Source organism: Thiopseudomonas acetoxidans, from assembly GCF_030362935.1.
In the GTDB taxonomy this organism is placed as follows: Bacteria; Pseudomonadota; Gammaproteobacteria; order Pseudomonadales; family Pseudomonadaceae; genus Thiopseudomonas; species Thiopseudomonas acetoxidans.
In genome coordinates this window covers 55,481-71,105 of sequence record NZ_JAUCDY010000007.1, presented here as the reverse complement: position 1 = coordinate 71,105, position 15,625 = coordinate 55,481, and the positions used below count along the sequence as shown (strand labels likewise).

Sequence of the window (15,625 nt, the reverse complement as noted above, 5' to 3'; positions counted from 1 at the left end):
GAAGCTGGAGTAAAGAACATGAGTTTAAATCCTAGAGATGCAGTTATTGTCGACTTTGGCCGTACCCCAATGGGACGCTCCAAAGGCGGCATGCACCGTAATACTCGTGCTGAAGATATGTCAGCACACTTGATTAGCAGTTTGTTAAATCGCAATGAAAAAATTAACCCAGCGGAAGTTGAGGATGTTATCTGGGGCTGTGTTAACCAAACCCTAGAACAGGGCTGGAACATTGCCCGTATGGCGTCTTTGCTAACCCAGATCCCACACACCAGTGGCGCGCAAACTATCAGCCGCTTGTGCGGTTCATCCATGAGTGCATTGCACACTGCAGTGCAGGCGATCCAAACCGGTAATGGCGATGTGTTTGTTATCGGTGGTGTGGAGCACATGGGGCATGTAGGCATGATGCACGGCGTTGATCCTAACCCGCATTTGTCGCTCTATGCGGCGAAAGCCTCGGGCATGATGGGCTTAACGGCGGAGATGCTCGGCAAAATGCACGGCATCACCCGTGAACAGCAGGATGCTTTTGGTGAGCGTTCACATCGTTTGGCGCACAAAGCCACGGTTGAGGGGAACTTCAAAAACGAGATTATCCCGATGGAAGGCTATGATGAAAATGGCTTTCTGAAGATGTTTGATTATGATGAAACCATTCGCCCAGAAACTACAGTTGAAGGATTGTCGAAACTGCGTCCGGTTTTTAACCCTAAAGACGGTACAGTCACGGCAGGTACCTCATCGCAAATCACCGATGGCGCCTCTTGCATGATTATGATGTCGGCTCAGCGTGCTAAAGACCTAGGTGTCGAGCCTATGGCTATAGTGCGAGCTATGGCCGTAGCCGGCGTGGACCCTGCAATTATGGGTTATGGCCCAGTACCTGCAACCAAAAAAGCATTGCAGCGAGCGGGTTTGACCATTGATGACATTGACTACTTTGAGCTAAACGAGGCCTTTGCCGCACAAGCATTGCCGGTACTAAAAGACCTTAAACTGCTCGATAAAATGGACGAGAAAGTTAACCTACACGGCGGTGCCATTGCCTTGGGTCACCCCTTTGGTTGTTCCGGAGCGCGCATCTCCGGTACTTTGCTGAACGTGATGAAGCAAAACAATGGCCGTCTTGGTATAGCTACCATGTGTATCGGCTTGGGGCAGGGTATTACCACGGTGTTTGAGCGGGTATAAAGGCTTTCACACAGGTAAACTGTCGATAAATAAAAAACCGGGGGCAAGACCTCCGGTTTTTTTATGGCTGTTTTGCGCTCTTAGCGGTGCTGAGCTAAGCTTGTTGACTCATTATTAGCAAGAAAATCTCTCCCATGAGTTATTGGCAAGCTGAAAATAGCGCAAGTTTTACCTTGGAAATCAAAAAAAGTCGTTTTATTGCGCTGGCGTATCCCTGTGCTTCGCGTGAGCAGGCGCTGGCTTTTTTAGAGCAGGCTAAAACGGATTACCCAGATGCGCGTCATCACTGCTGGGCTTATGTGGTTGGCGATCCTAATAACGCTGCAAACATGGCGGCCAATGATGATGGTGAGCCTTCAGGCACGGCAGGTAAACCTATCTTGAATGTGCTGCAACATAAAAATATCGGTGACTTAATGTTGATAGTGGTGCGCTATTTTGGCGGTATTAAGTTAGGTGCAGGCGGGTTGCTGCGCGCCTATGGGCAAGCAGCAGACGGTGTAGTGCAGGCGTTACAGTTGGTTAGGCCTATTGCTATGCAAGAGTGGCTGGTGAATTGCAACTTTGCTCAAGAACAATACTTGCGTTATTGGCTGGAACAGCAGTGCGGACAGCTGCTAGATATTCATTACAGTGATCAGGTGCAGGCAAAAGTATTGCTGCCGCAAACAGTTGCCTTGCCGGATGAGCAGCTAGCAGCGCAGGCAATACATTTTCGGATCGGCGAGTAACAGTACCAGCTAGCGATATGCAATGTTTCGGTGATGGGACTAACTCAACGCCCACTTATAAATAAGCCGTTTAATATTGTGTTCAGCAGGAACAAGCCTAAGACTTCTTATAAAAATGTTACACGAGCCCATGTTTTTAGGAAGATTAACGCTGATTATGCTTGGCAATGCTTTGAGTATTGGACAATAACAAGGCAAGTCTTTAAGGTGTAGAGCCTAAAAATTACACTTTTTCTGGTTACTAGGCGCAAATGCTTGACCAGAAGGCAGGCTCAGTTATATATAGCCTCTTCAAACACGATCTTTTTTATCTTGGGAAATTTCTAAGCAATGAGTAAATCGCTGGTTATTGTGGAATCCCCGGCCAAGGCCAAGACCATTAACAAATATCTGGGTAACCAGTATGTGGTGAAGTCCAGTGTGGGTCATATTCGCGACTTGCCAACAAGCGGTGGCGGGGCAACCAAGCGTGAAAAAACCGACGAAAAGCTCAGCGCCCAAGAGCGCGCCCAACGGCAGTTGGTCAAGCGTATGGGAGTAGATCCAGAAAACGGTTGGAAAGCACGTTACGAAATTCTGCCGGGCAAAGAAAAGGTGGTTGATGAACTTAAACGCCTTGCCAAAGACGCCGACACTATCTATCTGGCAACGGACTTGGACCGCGAAGGGGAAGCCATTGCTTGGCACTTGCGCGAATCCATTGGCGGTGACGAAAGCCGCTTTAAGCGAGTTGTATTTAATGAAATCACCAAAAAAGCCATTGAAAATGCCTTTGCTGAACCCGGTCAGCTCAATCTGAACCAAGTGAATGCTCAGCAAGCGCGTAGGTTTTTGGACCGTGTGGTTGGTTTTATGGTGTCACCGCTGCTGTGGAAAAAAGTAGCTCGCGGTTTATCTGCAGGACGTGTGCAGTCGGTAGCCGTAAAGTTAGTGGTTGAGCGGGAAAAAGAAATACGTGCTTTTATTCCTGAAGAGTTTTGGCAAGTACATGCGGATTTAACCAATCCAAAACAGCAGGGCGCGCGCTTTGAGGTGGTACGCGAGGCGGGACAAAACTTCCGCCCGGTTAGTAAAGAGCAAACCGACAAAGCTTTAGCCTTCTTAAAACAGTCTGACTATAAGGTTGTTAAGCGCGAAGACAAACCTACTTCCAGTCGTCCCAGTGCGCCCTTTATTACTTCAACGTTACAGCAAGCAGCCAGCACACGTTTGGGTTATGGTGTAAAGAAAACCATGATGATGGCCCAGCGTTTGTATGAGGCTGGTTACATCACTTATATGCGTACCGACTCGACCAACCTGTCGAGCGATTCCATTGATATGGTGCGTGGCTTTATTGAAGATGAGTTTGGCAAAAAATACCTATTAGACAAGCCTAATTTTTACAGCAGCAAAGAAGGTGCACAAGAAGCGCACGAAGCGATTCGCCCCTCGGATGTGGCGGTGCGTCCTACTGAGCTAAAAGGCATGGAGCGTGATGCCGAGCGTCTCTATGATTTGATTTGGCGTCAATTTGTTGCTTGTCAGATGCCAGCGGCTGAATATTTGTCGACTAGCGTTACGGTGGCGGCAGGTGAGTTCGAGCTGCGCGCACGTGGGCGTATTTTGAAATTCGATGGTTACACCAAGGTGTTGCCGCCGCAGGGTAAGAACGCTGAAGATGCTGTGTTACCGGACTTGCAAAAGGGCGAAGCATTAAAACTGGTTAAACTGGATCCGACGCAACACTTTACCAAACCGCCTGCACGTTTTAGTGAAGCAAGTTTGGTTAAAGAGCTGGAAAAACAGGGCATTGGTCGCCCATCCACCTATGCAGCGATTATTTCTACGATTCAAGAACGCGGTTACGTGACTTTGAAAAACCGTCGTTTTCATGCGGAAAAAATTGGCGATATCGTTACCGAGCGCCTAGGCGAAAGCTTTGCCAATTTGATGGATTATAGCTTTACCGCAAAAATGGAAGAGCGTCTTGACGATGTGGCGCACGGTAAATTGGAGTGGAAACAGCTGCTGGATGAGTTCTACGGTGACTTTAAGGGTAAGTTAGAGTTGGCTGACAGTGCCGAAGCCGGCATGCGTGAAAATGCTCCGACGCTCACCGATATTCCTTGTAAAGAATGTGGTCGTCCGATGATGATTCGCACAGCAACCACCGGCGTGTTTTTGGGTTGCTCAGGTTATAGCTTGCCGCCCAAAGAGCGCTGCAAATCAACGATGAATCTTGTGCCCGGTAATGAAATTGCCGAAGATGACGAAGGTGAGTCAGAGTCTTTACTGTTACGTAACAAACGCCGTTGTGGCAAGTGTGGTACGGCAATGGATGCGTACTTGCTGGATGAAACACGCAAATTGCATATCTGTGGTAACAACCCAGACTGCTCCGGCTTTGAAGTTGAGACGGGACAGTTCCGCATTAAGGGCTATGAAGGTCCAAGCTTAGAGTGCGATAAGTGCGGTAATGAAATGCAGCTAAAAACCGGTCGTTTTGGTAAGTTTTTTGGCTGTACTAATGCTGAATGTAAAAACACCCGTAAGCTTTTAGCCAGTGGTGAGGCCGCTCCACCTAAAATGGATGTTGTGCCTATGCCGGAGCTGCAGTGCCAGAAAGTGGATGATACTTATGTGTTGCGTGATGGTGCCGCAGGTTTGTTTTTGGCTGCCAGTCAGTTTCCAAAAAAACGCGAAACCCGTGCGCCCCTGCTGATCGAGTTGTTGCCGCACAAAGACGAGATTGACGTTAAATACAGCTACTTGTTTAGCGCGCCAACCCATGATCCCGATGGCTTACCTAGCGTGGTGCGTTACAGCCGCAAAGCTAAAGAGCAATACGTACAGTCTGAAATAGATGGCAAACCCTCTGGCTGGCGCGCACTGTATGACGGCAATAAGTGGGTGGTAGAAGACAAGCGCAAGCCGAAAAAGTAGAGTTTAGAACGGTGAGTTACTTGCCGCACACACTCAATCACTCGTGATACACCACCGCTGGATTTCCGGCGGTGGTTTGTTTTTATTGTTTAAAAGAAGCTAGTTTGTTGCCTTATTTATGACCTTGAACGTATCACCACTTGATACTGTCCGCCCCAAACCCTTTATCAAGTGGGTGGGAGGCAAGCGGCAGTTATTACCTGAGTTGCAAAGGTATTTGCCAGAGAAAATAACGGATTATTTTGAGCCCTTTATTGGTGGGGGGGCTTTGCTGTGGACACTTGATCCGCAGCAGCTACGCAGCATCACTATTAATGACTACAACGCTGAGCTGGTTAATGCTTACCAGGTGGTGAGGGACAAGCCGCGGCAGTTGCTGGACAGTCTGGCCAAGCATCGCAATACAGAAACCTATTATTACGAGCAGCGTGCGCTGGACCGTCAAGATAATTTTAATCGTCGCACAGCAGTAACGCGCGCCAGCCGCTTTATTTACCTTAATAAAACCGGTTACAACGGTCTGTATCGAGTTAACTCCAAAGGTCAGCATAATGTGCCTTTTGGTCGCTACGCGAATCCGACTATTGTTGATTCTGAAACCATCTATGCGTGCTCAGCGTTTTTGCAGCATGTGCAGCTTATGCAGGGTGATTTTGACGCTATCAGGCCATTATTAAGCGCAGATGCTTTTGTGTATTTAGATCCGCCCTACGCGCCCGTTTCTGCAACCGCTAATTTTACCTCCTATACGGATCAGGGTTTTGACCACAGCATGCAACAGCGATTAAAAGAGCTCTGTGATTACATAGATGCTATTGGCGCGAAATTTATGCTGTCTAACTCCGCGGCTCCTCTGATTTATAAGTTGTATCAGGACTATGAAGTTATTGAGGTGCAAGCCAGCCGTGCGGTGAACAGCAAAGCTTCTGGGCGGGGCAAGGTAACTGAACTTATAGTGCGTAATTATCAAACATGACCTATACCCTTAATGACGTTGCTTGGTACGATTTTTTACAGGAAAACCCGGCGGTGCTGCAGTGCATCGACAGCTATGGGTTTTGTGATGTTCAGTCGAGTGTGCTTAAGAACTATCGTGAGCCACGCCTGATGTGCAAAATTGATTTTCTTGAGCAGCAGCCCAAGATTTTAAAACAGCTAAGCATTTCAGTGTTAGCTATTGTGAATAAGCAGTATAGGTTGGCGCGCACCCATCCCTTTATCGATATAAATACCAATTGGCTGCAGGATAAAGTCATTGATAAAACCTTTGCGCTGCCCAACTACCTGCATAGCCTAGCAGCAGCACATATTACCAGTGAGTCTAAAGCCCTCGATGCAGCTTATGCCTCAGGGATGCTGCATGAGCTGGAGCAGGTGCAGTATTTACATTTAACGGTGCGCGGTCGCAGTTACTCGACCAACTTTGAGTTTGCTTTAACTGACATCCATGACTACAAAGTTCATTATCCGGTCGCAGGGGTGCAGCTAGAGGTTGATGGCGGCTATGAAAGCCAAAATCGGCTCTTGCTGGTTGAAGCGAAAATGGGTTTTGCCAACAACATGAACCTCAGGCAGCTCCTTTATCCACAGCTGAATTACAGTGCATTATTGCGCAAACCTGTGGTTACTTATTTGATGTTTTATGAGACGGGCGGTTTGTTTCATTTTTTGCCCTTTACCTATTACAACGGTATTCCTCAGATTAATTACGTGGGTTATCGACTGTTTAAGCTAGAGCAGCCGATGCTGCTGAATCCGCAGCAGTTATTTAATACACCTATTAATCCAATGTTGACCGGTTTCGGTGCACCTTTCCCACAGGCGGACAGCATGGACACCCTGTTAAATCTGCTATTAAGCATGGCAGCCGATGAGCTGTACAGCAAAGAAGAACTGTTTGCTGATTACGCGCTAGTACCGCGGCAATGGGATTATTATTTAAATGCGCTAATTTGGCTTGGGTTAGTGTTTAAGTGCGCTGAGGGCTATTTCAGGTTAACGCTAATAGGTCATCAGTTGCTCGAGTTATCCGAGCAAGAGCGCGTTTTTTATATTGCACAAACTGCTTTCTCCAATGATATTTTCAACGCGCACTTGCATGCGGAAAATCCATTTATCTGCGCTGAGTCAAGGCTTAACAATGGCCTGAGCACAGACTCTACCTTCCAGCGCAGAATACAAACGGTGAAAGCATGGCGCTGGTATCTATTTCAGGTATTGCGGATCAACAGTCGAAATTAATTACCATTAGCGTACAATACCACTCCTTTTACGAGCGTTAGGCCGCAATGGCAGTCGAGTGAATGTCTTAGATTGGAAGTTTATGTCAAAAGAATTTTTAGAAATTGTTGAATTACCCGATGGGCGTATTATTTTGCGCCGTTCAGAAGATGAGCCGCCTATGGTTACTCTGATGTTTTCCAAGGAAGCGCGTGAGTTGCTGAAAGGTAAGTACATTGACGTGGCCAAGTCTATGTTTCATGCAGGCTTGCAAACAGCAGGGCAGCTGGTAGCCGAAGATTTTGAAGAAGGTGATGAAGAATCGACCGGCGCCACGAATCATACGCTGCACTAAGTAATGGCCAGCAAACCACTAGGGGTAAGTCGTGTAAGGTTACCTGCGGGTGGCTGGTCAACGGTGTTGGCTTATCTATGCCAACACTTTTCCAACATCGCACCTGAAGTGTGGCGCACGCGTTTCCTGCAACAAAAGATCCTTAACGAGCTATATCAGCCTATAGCACTGGACGCACCTTTTGTTCCTGGTGCTACGGTGTACTATTTTCGTGAGCTATCAGCCGAGCCTGAAGTACCTTTCCAAGAGCAGGTCTTGTTTGAAGATGAACATCTACTGGTAGTAGATAAACCGCATTTTTTAGCTACAGCACCGGTCGGCAATTATGTTGAGCAAACTGTGTTACGGCGTTTGCAACGGCGTTTGCACATTCCGGAGCTGGTCGCTGCGCACCGGCTGGATCGGCTGACTGCAGGCGTTTTATTGCTGGTTAAGCGCGCACAAGACCGTGATGCTTACCAGCGGCTGTTTCGCGAGCATGCGGTAGAGAAAACCTACGAAGCTATTGCACCCGCTTTGCCTCAGCTAACCTTTCCCTACACTCACTTAAGTCAGTTACAGGCAGACCCTGAATGTTTCTTTTTAATGCGTGAGGAGGATGGAGTGCCTAACAGTCAAACGCGTATTGAAGTGCTTAAGCAAGGGCCGACCTACTGGCACTACGTACTTTATCCTGTTACTGGACGCAAGCATCAATTGCGTGTGCACCTGGCCAGTTTGGGTGCGCCTATTGTGGGCGATGATTTTTATCCGCAGCTAACAACCTCTCAGCAGGACAATTACCAACGACCTTTACAGCTTTTGGCCCGCAGCCTGCGTTTTATTGATCCGTTAACAGGCCAGTTACGCTTCTTCTCTTCAGCACGACAATTAATGAATATTGAGCACATTGCTGAAACATGCTACTAAAATTTAATTTACTTAATTGTTTGCTTGTCCATCAATGTATTCACCAAGATGAGCGCGGCATATTTGTGCGTAAACGGTTGCAAGGCTTTGCCGAAAGCATTCGAGTATAAAGAAGGTCTTGTTGTTGAGTCCGGCTTGCTGCAACCAGCTTATGCTCAGCATTTAAAAGCTAGTGAACTACTGACTTTGCAGCAGGTAAGAGGTGTGCCACAGAACGAACACCGCATGCTTGCGCTGCATACCGTTAACCCAGCAGAGTTGCATATGGATGCGGGCTGTTGGTTGGCGTCAGTAGGGATGTGCAGGTGCTCTACGGTCATCATTACAGCAATGCATATCTGAATACTGGGCTGTATATTGCGCAGAGACTAAGTGATGCAGTTGCCCATCGGTATTGCACATGAGAAATCAACTGTTTCTAGCAGGGTTACTGTCAGCATTGGCATTGCTACGCTGATACCAACCCTAACTATGGATAAACAAGCCTTGTTGCAAGCAGCAGACAAGGCGCTGTATGCTGCCAAGCAGTCAGGGCGCAACAGATTTTGTAGCGCATAGCTTTAGGGGATAAAAAACCATGCCGTATGTAAATATTAAAATCACCGACGAAGGTGTCACCAAAGAACAAAAAGCAGCACTCATTAAAGGTGCAACCGAGTTACTACAAAAAGTACTTAATAAAAATCCAGCGACTACAGTGGTAGTGATCGATGAGGTCAATACGGATAACTGGGGCATTCAAGGTGAGCAAGTAACAGAATTACGTAAAAAATAAATATTGGCGAAGTGTATCTGTTGTCGTAAACAGCGTTTAACGGGTTCTTTTGTTAAAAGTACGCTAGAATCTATTTGTGATGTCAAACAGCCTTTAAGCATGCGTTTCAGCTTAGAGTAAAGGCGTAGGCGCACACTTAATAATGGAACCACGCATGGATACGCAGCAGGCCGAGCTGTACTGGCTTTGGGGCAGCTATTGTGTGGTGCACGTTAAAACAGCACTATTAAAGGAATGGAAAGCACTATGACAGATGTACCTGTACAACAGCCTGCCAGTAACGACTCTAAAAATGTCAAACTAATCTACATTCTCTATCTTGTGGGAGTTGTCGTTGGCATTACTTCGCTGGTTGGCGTAATTATGGCCTACATTAATAAAAACGATGCGCCTGAGTGGATGCAGAGCCACTATCAGTATCAAATTAGAACATTCTGGATTGGTTTACTGTATGTGTTTATTTCTGCTTTACTGATGGTTGTAGTTATAGGTTTTTTATTGCTGTTAGGGTATTACGTTTGGCTCATTGTTCGCTGCGTCAAAGGCATGAAAGCTTTAGAGCAGAATCAGCCAATTGCAAATCCAAAGATTTGGTTGTTCTGAGGTTTGTATTAAAAAAGCCGCACTGGGTGCGGCTTTTTTTTACGCGTAATACGTTATTTGCCTTCGGGCTTAATGATGAGCAAGTCACAATCTGAGTTTTCTAAAACGCGCTCTGCCGTATTACCGATTAGTGCGTTCTCAATATTACCGCGTGAGATAGCACCCATAACCAGCAAATTGACATTTTTGTTTTTAATAAACTGAGGTACTGCTTCTTCAGTAACCCCTCTGAGTAAAAACTGCTGCTCATTACTAATGTCATACTGACCAAGTAAATCGTTAAAAGCTTGCTTATGGCGTTGTTCGGTATTTTCCAAATAAGAGTCGTAAGAAACCACTAGCTCAGCTTCAAAAACCAAGGATCTTGGCAGGGGGTTGTAGCTGTGGACAAAATACGTCTGCATGCTGAGCTCCTCGCCCAGTAGTTTGGCTACTTTAATTAAGTTGTGATCCAGTGATGCAGGTTTGTCTGCTGAATGAACGGGATCAAGTGCTGTAGCAATATTCTTAGGGTTCCACTCGCCGCTGCGAACGAGCCATAGTGGGACAGGGCAGAAACGGATTAATTGCCAGCTGGTGTTGTTAAATAATAGGCGATGCAGCGTACCGTGCGTAGTTGCATTGCGCAGTAACAGATCCGGCTTAAGTTCTTCTACATGCTTAAGGATTTCTGCGTACAACGGCTTGCCCCAACGAGCTTTGGTGGTTACTTCAATGCCTTGCTCGCGTAGTGGGGCGGCGAGCGATTCCAGCCAATCAAGACGTTCGGTCAGTAAAGCTGTACGCGCTCTTTTCTGGGTATCTTTATCGCTAAAAAAGCCATCTTCTAAGGCTTGGTTATGATCGCAAATGAGTAGCTCAACAGCGGCTTTTGTCTGAGAAGCCAGCCAAGCGGCACGCTCGAGCGAAGGTTGTGAGTTTTTAGCGGTAGGATCAATAACCACTAATAATTGTTTTAGCTGCATATCTACTCCTGATATTGCTGATGGCTGCTAGGTCTGCACTAATGACTTTCGGCAAACAGCTGTTGTTTGTCAATAGTCGATTCATGGCTATAAAATCAATAAAAGTATATCATTGGCGCGCACTTAAAATATGGAATTAAGTATGGGGCTTGAAAACATATGTGTCGAGTTTTTAAACAGTGCAATACGATTAGCTAAGCGGTTAAGGAATAAGCGGTTAAGGAAGGTGGCTGGTGAAAGAGCGTGCACAAAACCTGTTAAAAACGATTCAGACAGATATTTTAAGCAACCGTTTGATTTTACCCTCTTTGCCAGAAGTGGCGATACGGGTGCGAGAGTTGGCCGCCGATTCAGACTGCTCAGTCTCTGTATTGGAGCGTGAGGTAGCTAAGGATGCAGCGATAGCAGCGCGTCTCATCAAGGTGGCTAATAGCTCTGCTTTGCGGCGCGGCATCCCTGTCACGGCGCTAAAACAAGCAATAATGAGTCTGGGGTTCAATCAGGTACGCTCGCTGGTGACCCAGCTGGCTATTTTACAAACCATGCGTGGCAGTAAAGATACTGCACGTTTGCAGGGGTTCGTTGCCAGCGGCTTACATATCAGTGCGCTGTGCCACAACTTGGCAGCACAGCATGTAGGTCTTGATGCAGAGTTGGCTTCTTTGGGTGGATTGTTACACGATATTGGCAAGCTGCCTTTGCGTGATTTCTTGTTGCAGCGAGTGGAACTTTCGAAGCTAGAACGTTTGCAGTTTGAGTTGGTTTTGCATCCTTATGTGGGTGCAATGTTGTTAAAACATTGGGGCATGACGGGTGAGCTCGTGCAGATGGCGCGCTGGCATGAGGCGGTGTTGCGTGAAACAGGCAAGGCAGAGCCTGATTATGTAGACGTAGTTATTGCCGCCAATATCTTGCACTACGGGACGCAAAAAGGGCGTTATGCCAAGTACGCTGAAATGAGCATTCCGGCAATAATCAAATGCACAAGCAAGAGCACGGATGCGTTAAATGTCAGCCAAGCTGAGCAGCGAATGCAGCTCAGTCAAGCATTGGCCAGTGCTTAGTCTTTGAGTATGCGTAAAGGACTGCTGTTCAGAGCTTTACGTGTCCCCAAAAAACCCGCCATATTAATCAGCAGTGCGCCAAGTAGTGGCAGCAGTATTAACCAAGGGTGGGGTTGCCAGCTGAGCTTGAAAACGAACTGATACAGCAGCCAGCTGGTTAGCTCGCAACCCAACCATGCCAGCACGCCGCTGACCAATCCCAAAGTGGAAAATTCGTACATATTCACTTTCAGTAGTAGCTTTTTGGGTGTTCCCAGTGCGCGCAATAATGCACCTTGATGAATGCGGCTGGCGAGTGTGCTCTGCACGCCGGCAAGCAATACAGTGATGCCGGCAGCCAGTACAAAGAGCAATATAAACTCTACTGCCAAAGTGACCTGAGCCAAAATAGCTCGTAGTTGGCTAAGCAACGCTTCAATCCGCAATAAACTTACCGCTGGGAAGTTCTGGTTTAATTGGCGCAGCTGTGTGTCTTGTTCGGGTGCTAAATAAAAGCTGGTAATCCATGTGTAGGGCACATTACCAAGCTGTTCAGGTGCAAAAATCACAAAGAAATTCGGCTGCAGACTGCCCCAGTCCACGGAGCGAAAATTGCTCACCTGACTTTCAATGATTTGCCCGCCTAAATTAAAAGTGACCCTATCGCCAAGCTGCAAGTCAAGACGTTCGGCGAGCTCTTGTTCCACGGATATTTCGATAATCTCGCTTGGAGGATTGCCAGAATTTGACCACCACTGTCCGGCGGTAATCTGGTTGTCTTTGGGCACCTGGGTGCTCCAGGTTAGGTTCAGATCCCGCTGTACGGTACTTAGCGCGCGTGAGTCTGGGTCAAGGCGATCTAACACAGGCTGATCATTAATATGCGTCAGTCGGCCCGGGGTCATGGGATAAAATTCAGCAATCTGTGGGCTGATGCTGTGCAGTTGCTGGGCAAAGTCAGCCTGCTCATGGGGCATGATATTGAAGGCAAAGTGATTGGCGGCTTGCTCAGGAAGTTGCTGTTGCCAGTTCTCTAGCAGCTCGGAACGCAGCAGCACCACCAGAGCCATGGCGAAAATAATCAAAGCAAAAGCTAGGATTTGCCCTACGGCCAAGAACGGGTTGCGTAACAGGTGGCCTAAGCCTAAACGCCAAGCGAGGTTGCGACGAGCTAACAGGGCGGTGAGACGCTTAAGCAATAATAAAATACCTGCCCCCAAAACTAAGGAAAAGGCTAAGCCGCCAAATAAAAGAACCAGCGTTAGGCCCAGGTCTAAACTTAAGCGCCACATAATCAATGCTAGAGCAGTGATGGCTAGTGAGTAAACCAGCCAGCCAGCAGTGGGCATGGGCTGCAAATCACGACGTAATACCCGTAAAGGCGATACCTGTCCTAGCGCTATCAGCGGTGGCAAACCAAAACCCAGTAGGCTGATTAAACCGGTAAAAAGAGCGGTTAAGCTAGCGCCTAGCCCAGCTGGGGGAATGTCTTCAGGCAGCAAGTCGGCCAGTAACGCAAATAAAACCTGCTGACCAAACCAACCTAAAACAATAGCAATGAGGCTGGCGAGCACGCCAAGCAGTAAAAGTTGCAGGCTAAATAGCAATAGGGTTTGGCAGCGTGATAAGCCAAAGCAACGCAGTAAGGCGGCATGGTCATAACGCTTGTTGGCAAAATTACTGGCTGATAAGGCGATACTGACGCAGGCCAATAAAATAGCGGCAAGACTCGCAAGGTTTAGATATTGCTGAGCTCGCTCTAGGGCGTTGTTAAGCTGTGGATTACCATCGCTAAGCTGTTCTATTTTTTGCTGGGGAGCTAACAGGGGTTCGATTGTTTCGCTATAGCGCGCTAATGCTTGGCTGTCTCCACGCCACAGCAAGCGGTAATGAATACGGCTGCCGGGTTGAATCGCCTGAGTGGCAGCTAAATCAGCTTGATGCATGATGACTCTGGGCGTAAATGCAGAAAAGCCGCCGGCACTATCAGGCTCAAAAGTTAAAATCCGGCGCGCAATCAACTCGGTTGCGCCGATTTCTATGCTGTCACCGGGTTGAATGTCGAGCACGTTAAACAGTTGGGTGTCCAGCCATGCCTCGCCTGGGGCAGGGCGTCCGCCGATTTGTTCTGTATCGCCTAATTGCAGGCTGGATTTTAACGCGCCGCGCAGTGGGTAGTGGTCGTCTACCGCTTTGATGCTGGCCAGATGCATCCCTTGCTCACTGCTGAGCATGGTAGCAAAGCTCACTGTGCGCGCGGGTTCCAAGCCAAGCGCTAAACCCTGTTCGATAAGACGCTCATTCGCGGCGATACTGCCACTGACCACCAAGTCCGCGGCTAAAAACTCACTGGCTCTGAGCTGCATGGCTTGATGTAGGCGATCAGCAAAATGGGCGATGGTGCTGCTGCTGGCAACTGCGACAATTAAGGCAAAAAATAAGGTGTACAACTCGGGGGAGCGCAGTTCGCGCAAACTTTGTTTGATGGCGAGACTGAAGATAGTCAGAAAGCGTATTTTCATGCGTTGTCTACCAAACGACCGCCTTCAAGCTGAATTTGCCGTGCACAACGCTGCGCCAAGCGCTCATCGTGGGTAACCAGTACCAGTGTGGTGCCCTGAGCTTGGTTGAGCTCAAACAACAACTCAGTAATCACTTCGCCTGTTTGGCTGTCTAAATTGCCAGTTGGCTCATCAGCAAACAAAATTTTAGGCTCAGCAGCAAAGGCGCGGGCAATGGCAACGCGCTGTTGTTCACCGCCTGAGAGTTGACGAGGATAATGGTCCAGTCGCGCCTCTAAACCGACCTGCTGCAATAGAAGCGTTGCTTGTTGTCGTGCGTGCTTGTGGCTTTTAAGCTCTAGCGGCAACATCACGTTTTCTAGCGCATTAAGGCTGTCCAAAAGCTGAAAGGATTGAAAAACAAAGCCCACGTGCTCGGCTCGCACCAGTGCGCGTTGATCTTCATCGAGCTCGGTAAGTGATTTTCCTGCGAGGTTGATTTTTCCACTGCTAGGCAGATCCAGTCCCGCTAATAAACCCAGTAAAGTAGATTTTCCTGAGCCAGAGCGGCCAACAATGGCTAAACTATCGCCTTGCTGAAGGGTCAGTGACATCTCTTGCAAGATAGTTAGAGGTTGTCCACTGACTGTTACGGTTTTACTAAGGTTTTCGGCGTGCAAAATAGATTCTGACATGAGGTTCCTGATGCGTAAGTTACACTTACTGATTTTTACTTGGTTACTTTTTTGGGTTGTGCCGAGTGTTTATGGACAAACGATTTTAGTGGTTGGCGACAGTATTAGTGCAGCCTACGGGCTTGAAATAGAGCGAGGCTGGGTAGCGTTATTACAGCAGCGCTTAACAGAGCGTGGGTTATCTTATCAGGTTGTTAACGCTTCTATAAGTGGTGATACCAGCGCAGGTGGACGTAATCGGTTACCAGCGTTGCTGGAGCAGCACCAGCCTAGCCTAGTGCTGATTGAGCTGGGTGGTAATGATGGATTGCGCGGTTTGCCGCTGTCTAATCTGCAGGATAATCTTCGTGCCATGGTGCAGCTTGCTAAACAACAGGAGGCACAGGTTATGCTGTTAGGTATGCGCATCCCGCCTAACTACGGAACCCGTTACACCGAGGAGTTTTATCAGGTCTTCCAGCATGTTGCTGAGCTAGAGTCGGTACTTGTGGTGGATTTTTTCCTCGAGGGTGTGGGGGGCGTGCCGGGCATGGTTCAAGCCGATGGCATTCACCCGACTGAACAAGCGCAAGCTATTTTGCTGGACAATGCTTGGCCAATCCTAGAGAAGGCGATCGATTTGGTGCGCTAGAGGCTATTTTCGTTTAGAGGCGCTAACTAGGGTGAGTAGAGGGTGTTTAGCTTGCAATACAAGTTGTACTTTGGCGGC

Annotated in this window: 16 protein-coding genes; 13 read left to right on the top strand and 3 right to left on the bottom strand. The window is 47.9% G+C overall.

Annotation, left to right across the window (positions count from 1 at the left end; all coding sequences use genetic code 11):
• Window positions 1–18: 18 nt before the first annotated feature.
• The 11 genes from fadA (at window position 19) to QEZ41_RS07295 (ending at window position 9,712) form a co-directional block, all read left to right on the top strand.
• Window positions 19–1,194, top strand: coding sequence for an acetyl-CoA C-acyltransferase FadA (fadA, locus tag QEZ41_RS07345; protein ID WP_289410749.1), 1,176 nt, complete (start codon window positions 19–21; stop codon window positions 1,192–1,194).
• 134 nt (window positions 1,195–1,328) lie between these two features.
• Window positions 1,329–1,925: a YigZ family protein gene (locus QEZ41_RS07340; RefSeq protein ID WP_289410748.1), complete on the top strand. Its 597-nt coding sequence runs from the start codon at window positions 1,329–1,331 to the stop codon at window positions 1,923–1,925.
• A gap of 330 nt (window positions 1,926–2,255) precedes the next feature.
• On the top strand, window positions 2,256–4,850 hold the full coding sequence (topA, locus tag QEZ41_RS07335) for a type I DNA topoisomerase (RefSeq protein WP_289410747.1): 2,595 nt from the start codon (window positions 2,256–2,258) through the stop codon (window positions 4,848–4,850).
• 118 nt (window positions 4,851–4,968) lie between these two features.
• Entirely contained in the window at window positions 4,969–5,826 is an 858-nt protein-coding gene (locus tag QEZ41_RS07330; protein ID WP_289410746.1) for a DNA adenine methylase, read from the top strand.
• Window positions 5,823–7,091, top strand: a complete 1,269-nt coding sequence (locus tag QEZ41_RS07325) for a type II restriction enzyme (RefSeq protein WP_289410745.1) — start codon at window positions 5,823–5,825, stop codon at window positions 7,089–7,091. Before QEZ41_RS07330 ends, QEZ41_RS07325 begins: the two co-directional genes overlap by 4 nt.
• Window positions 7,092–7,173: 82 nt before the next feature.
• Window positions 7,174–7,425 carry a hypothetical protein gene (locus QEZ41_RS07320; protein ID WP_289410744.1) on the top strand — a complete coding sequence of 84 codons (252 nt, stop codon included), beginning with the start codon at window positions 7,174–7,176 and terminating at the stop codon, window positions 7,423–7,425.
• 3 nt (window positions 7,426–7,428) lie between these two features.
• Complete coding sequence (locus QEZ41_RS07315) at window positions 7,429–8,334, top strand: pseudouridine synthase (RefSeq protein ID WP_289410743.1); 906 nt, start codon at window positions 7,429–7,431, stop codon at window positions 8,332–8,334.
• 87 nt (window positions 8,335–8,421) lie between these two features.
• Entirely contained in the window at window positions 8,422–8,676 is a 255-nt protein-coding gene (locus QEZ41_RS07310; RefSeq protein ID WP_289410742.1) for a hypothetical protein, read from the top strand.
• Between the two features lie 33 nt (window positions 8,677–8,709).
• Complete coding sequence (locus tag QEZ41_RS07305) at window positions 8,710–8,892, top strand: diguanylate cyclase domain-containing protein (protein ID WP_289410741.1); 183 nt, start codon at window positions 8,710–8,712, stop codon at window positions 8,890–8,892.
• Window positions 8,893–8,911: 19 nt separating this feature from the next.
• On the top strand, window positions 8,912–9,109 hold the full coding sequence (locus tag QEZ41_RS07300) for a tautomerase family protein (protein ID WP_289410740.1): 198 nt from the start codon (window positions 8,912–8,914) through the stop codon (window positions 9,107–9,109).
• A gap of 246 nt (window positions 9,110–9,355) precedes the next feature.
• A complete protein-coding gene (locus QEZ41_RS07295; protein WP_289410739.1) occupies window positions 9,356–9,712 on the top strand; it encodes a DUF4870 family protein in 357 nt (118 codons plus the stop codon).
• A gap of 53 nt (window positions 9,713–9,765) precedes the next feature.
• Here QEZ41_RS07295 and QEZ41_RS07290 read toward each other — a convergent pair whose 3' ends face one another.
• The gene (locus QEZ41_RS07290; RefSeq protein WP_289410738.1) at window positions 9,766–10,677 is read right to left on the bottom strand and encodes a universal stress protein; all 912 of its coding nucleotides are present in this window, start codon (window positions 10,675–10,677) and stop codon (window positions 9,766–9,768) included.
• Window positions 10,678–10,910: 233 nt separating this feature from the next.
• On the opposite strand from QEZ41_RS07290, the gene QEZ41_RS07285 reads away from it, so the two are divergent.
• Complete coding sequence (locus tag QEZ41_RS07285) at window positions 10,911–11,741, top strand: HDOD domain-containing protein (protein WP_289410737.1); 831 nt, start codon at window positions 10,911–10,913, stop codon at window positions 11,739–11,741.
• On the opposite strand, the gene QEZ41_RS07280 is transcribed toward QEZ41_RS07285, so the two are convergent.
• Both QEZ41_RS07280 and QEZ41_RS07275 read right to left on the bottom strand, forming a co-directional pair.
• Entirely contained in the window at window positions 11,738–14,242 is a 2,505-nt protein-coding gene (locus tag QEZ41_RS07280; RefSeq protein ID WP_289410736.1) for an ABC transporter permease, read from the bottom strand. The two genes, QEZ41_RS07285 and QEZ41_RS07280, sit on opposite strands and share 4 nt — an antisense overlap.
• A complete protein-coding gene (locus tag QEZ41_RS07275) occupies window positions 14,239–14,916 on the bottom strand; it encodes an ABC transporter ATP-binding protein (protein WP_289410735.1) in 678 nt (225 codons plus the stop codon). Before QEZ41_RS07275 ends, QEZ41_RS07280 begins: the two co-directional genes overlap by 4 nt.
• Before the next feature lie 10 nt (window positions 14,917–14,926).
• Here QEZ41_RS07275 and QEZ41_RS07270 point away from each other — a divergent pair, with 10 nt between their 5' ends.
• Window positions 14,927–15,547, top strand: coding sequence for an arylesterase (locus QEZ41_RS07270; protein ID WP_289410734.1), 621 nt, complete (start codon window positions 14,927–14,929; stop codon window positions 15,545–15,547).
• Window positions 15,548–15,625 lie beyond the last annotated feature (78 nt).

Excerpts from the sequence above, each read along its gene's own strand:
- QEZ41_RS07280 (WP_289410736.1), bottom strand. The coding sequence starts at position 14,242 with ATGAAAATACGCTTTCTGACTATCTTCAGTCTCGCCATCAAACAAAGT.
- topA (WP_289410747.1), top strand. The coding sequence starts at position 2,256 with ATGAGTAAATCGCTGGTTATTGTGGAATCCCCGGCCAAGGCCAAGACC.
- QEZ41_RS07330 (WP_289410746.1), top strand. The coding sequence starts at position 4,969 with ATGACCTTGAACGTATCACCACTTGATACTGTCCGCCCCAAACCCTTT.
- QEZ41_RS07305 (WP_289410741.1), top strand. The coding sequence starts at position 8,710 with ATGCAGTTGCCCATCGGTATTGCACATGAGAAATCAACTGTTTCTAGC.
- QEZ41_RS07340 (WP_289410748.1), top strand. The coding sequence starts at position 1,329 with ATGAGTTATTGGCAAGCTGAAAATAGCGCAAGTTTTACCTTGGAAATC.
- QEZ41_RS07315 (WP_289410743.1), top strand. The coding sequence starts at position 7,429 with ATGGCCAGCAAACCACTAGGGGTAAGTCGTGTAAGGTTACCTGCGGGT.
- QEZ41_RS07295 (WP_289410739.1), top strand. The coding sequence starts at position 9,356 with ATGACAGATGTACCTGTACAACAGCCTGCCAGTAACGACTCTAAAAAT.
- QEZ41_RS07270 (WP_289410734.1), top strand. The coding sequence starts at position 14,927 with ATGCGTAAGTTACACTTACTGATTTTTACTTGGTTACTTTTTTGGGTT.
- QEZ41_RS07320 (WP_289410744.1), top strand. The coding sequence starts at position 7,174 with ATGTCAAAAGAATTTTTAGAAATTGTTGAATTACCCGATGGGCGTATT.
- QEZ41_RS07300 (WP_289410740.1), top strand. The coding sequence starts at position 8,912 with ATGCCGTATGTAAATATTAAAATCACCGACGAAGGTGTCACCAAAGAA.
- QEZ41_RS07275 (WP_289410735.1), bottom strand. The coding sequence starts at position 14,916 with ATGTCAGAATCTATTTTGCACGCCGAAAACCTTAGTAAAACCGTAACA.
- QEZ41_RS07325 (WP_289410745.1), top strand. The coding sequence starts at position 5,823 with ATGACCTATACCCTTAATGACGTTGCTTGGTACGATTTTTTACAGGAA.
- QEZ41_RS07290 (WP_289410738.1), bottom strand. The coding sequence starts at position 10,677 with ATGCAGCTAAAACAATTATTAGTGGTTATTGATCCTACCGCTAAAAAC.
- fadA (WP_289410749.1), top strand. The coding sequence starts at position 19 with ATGAGTTTAAATCCTAGAGATGCAGTTATTGTCGACTTTGGCCGTACC.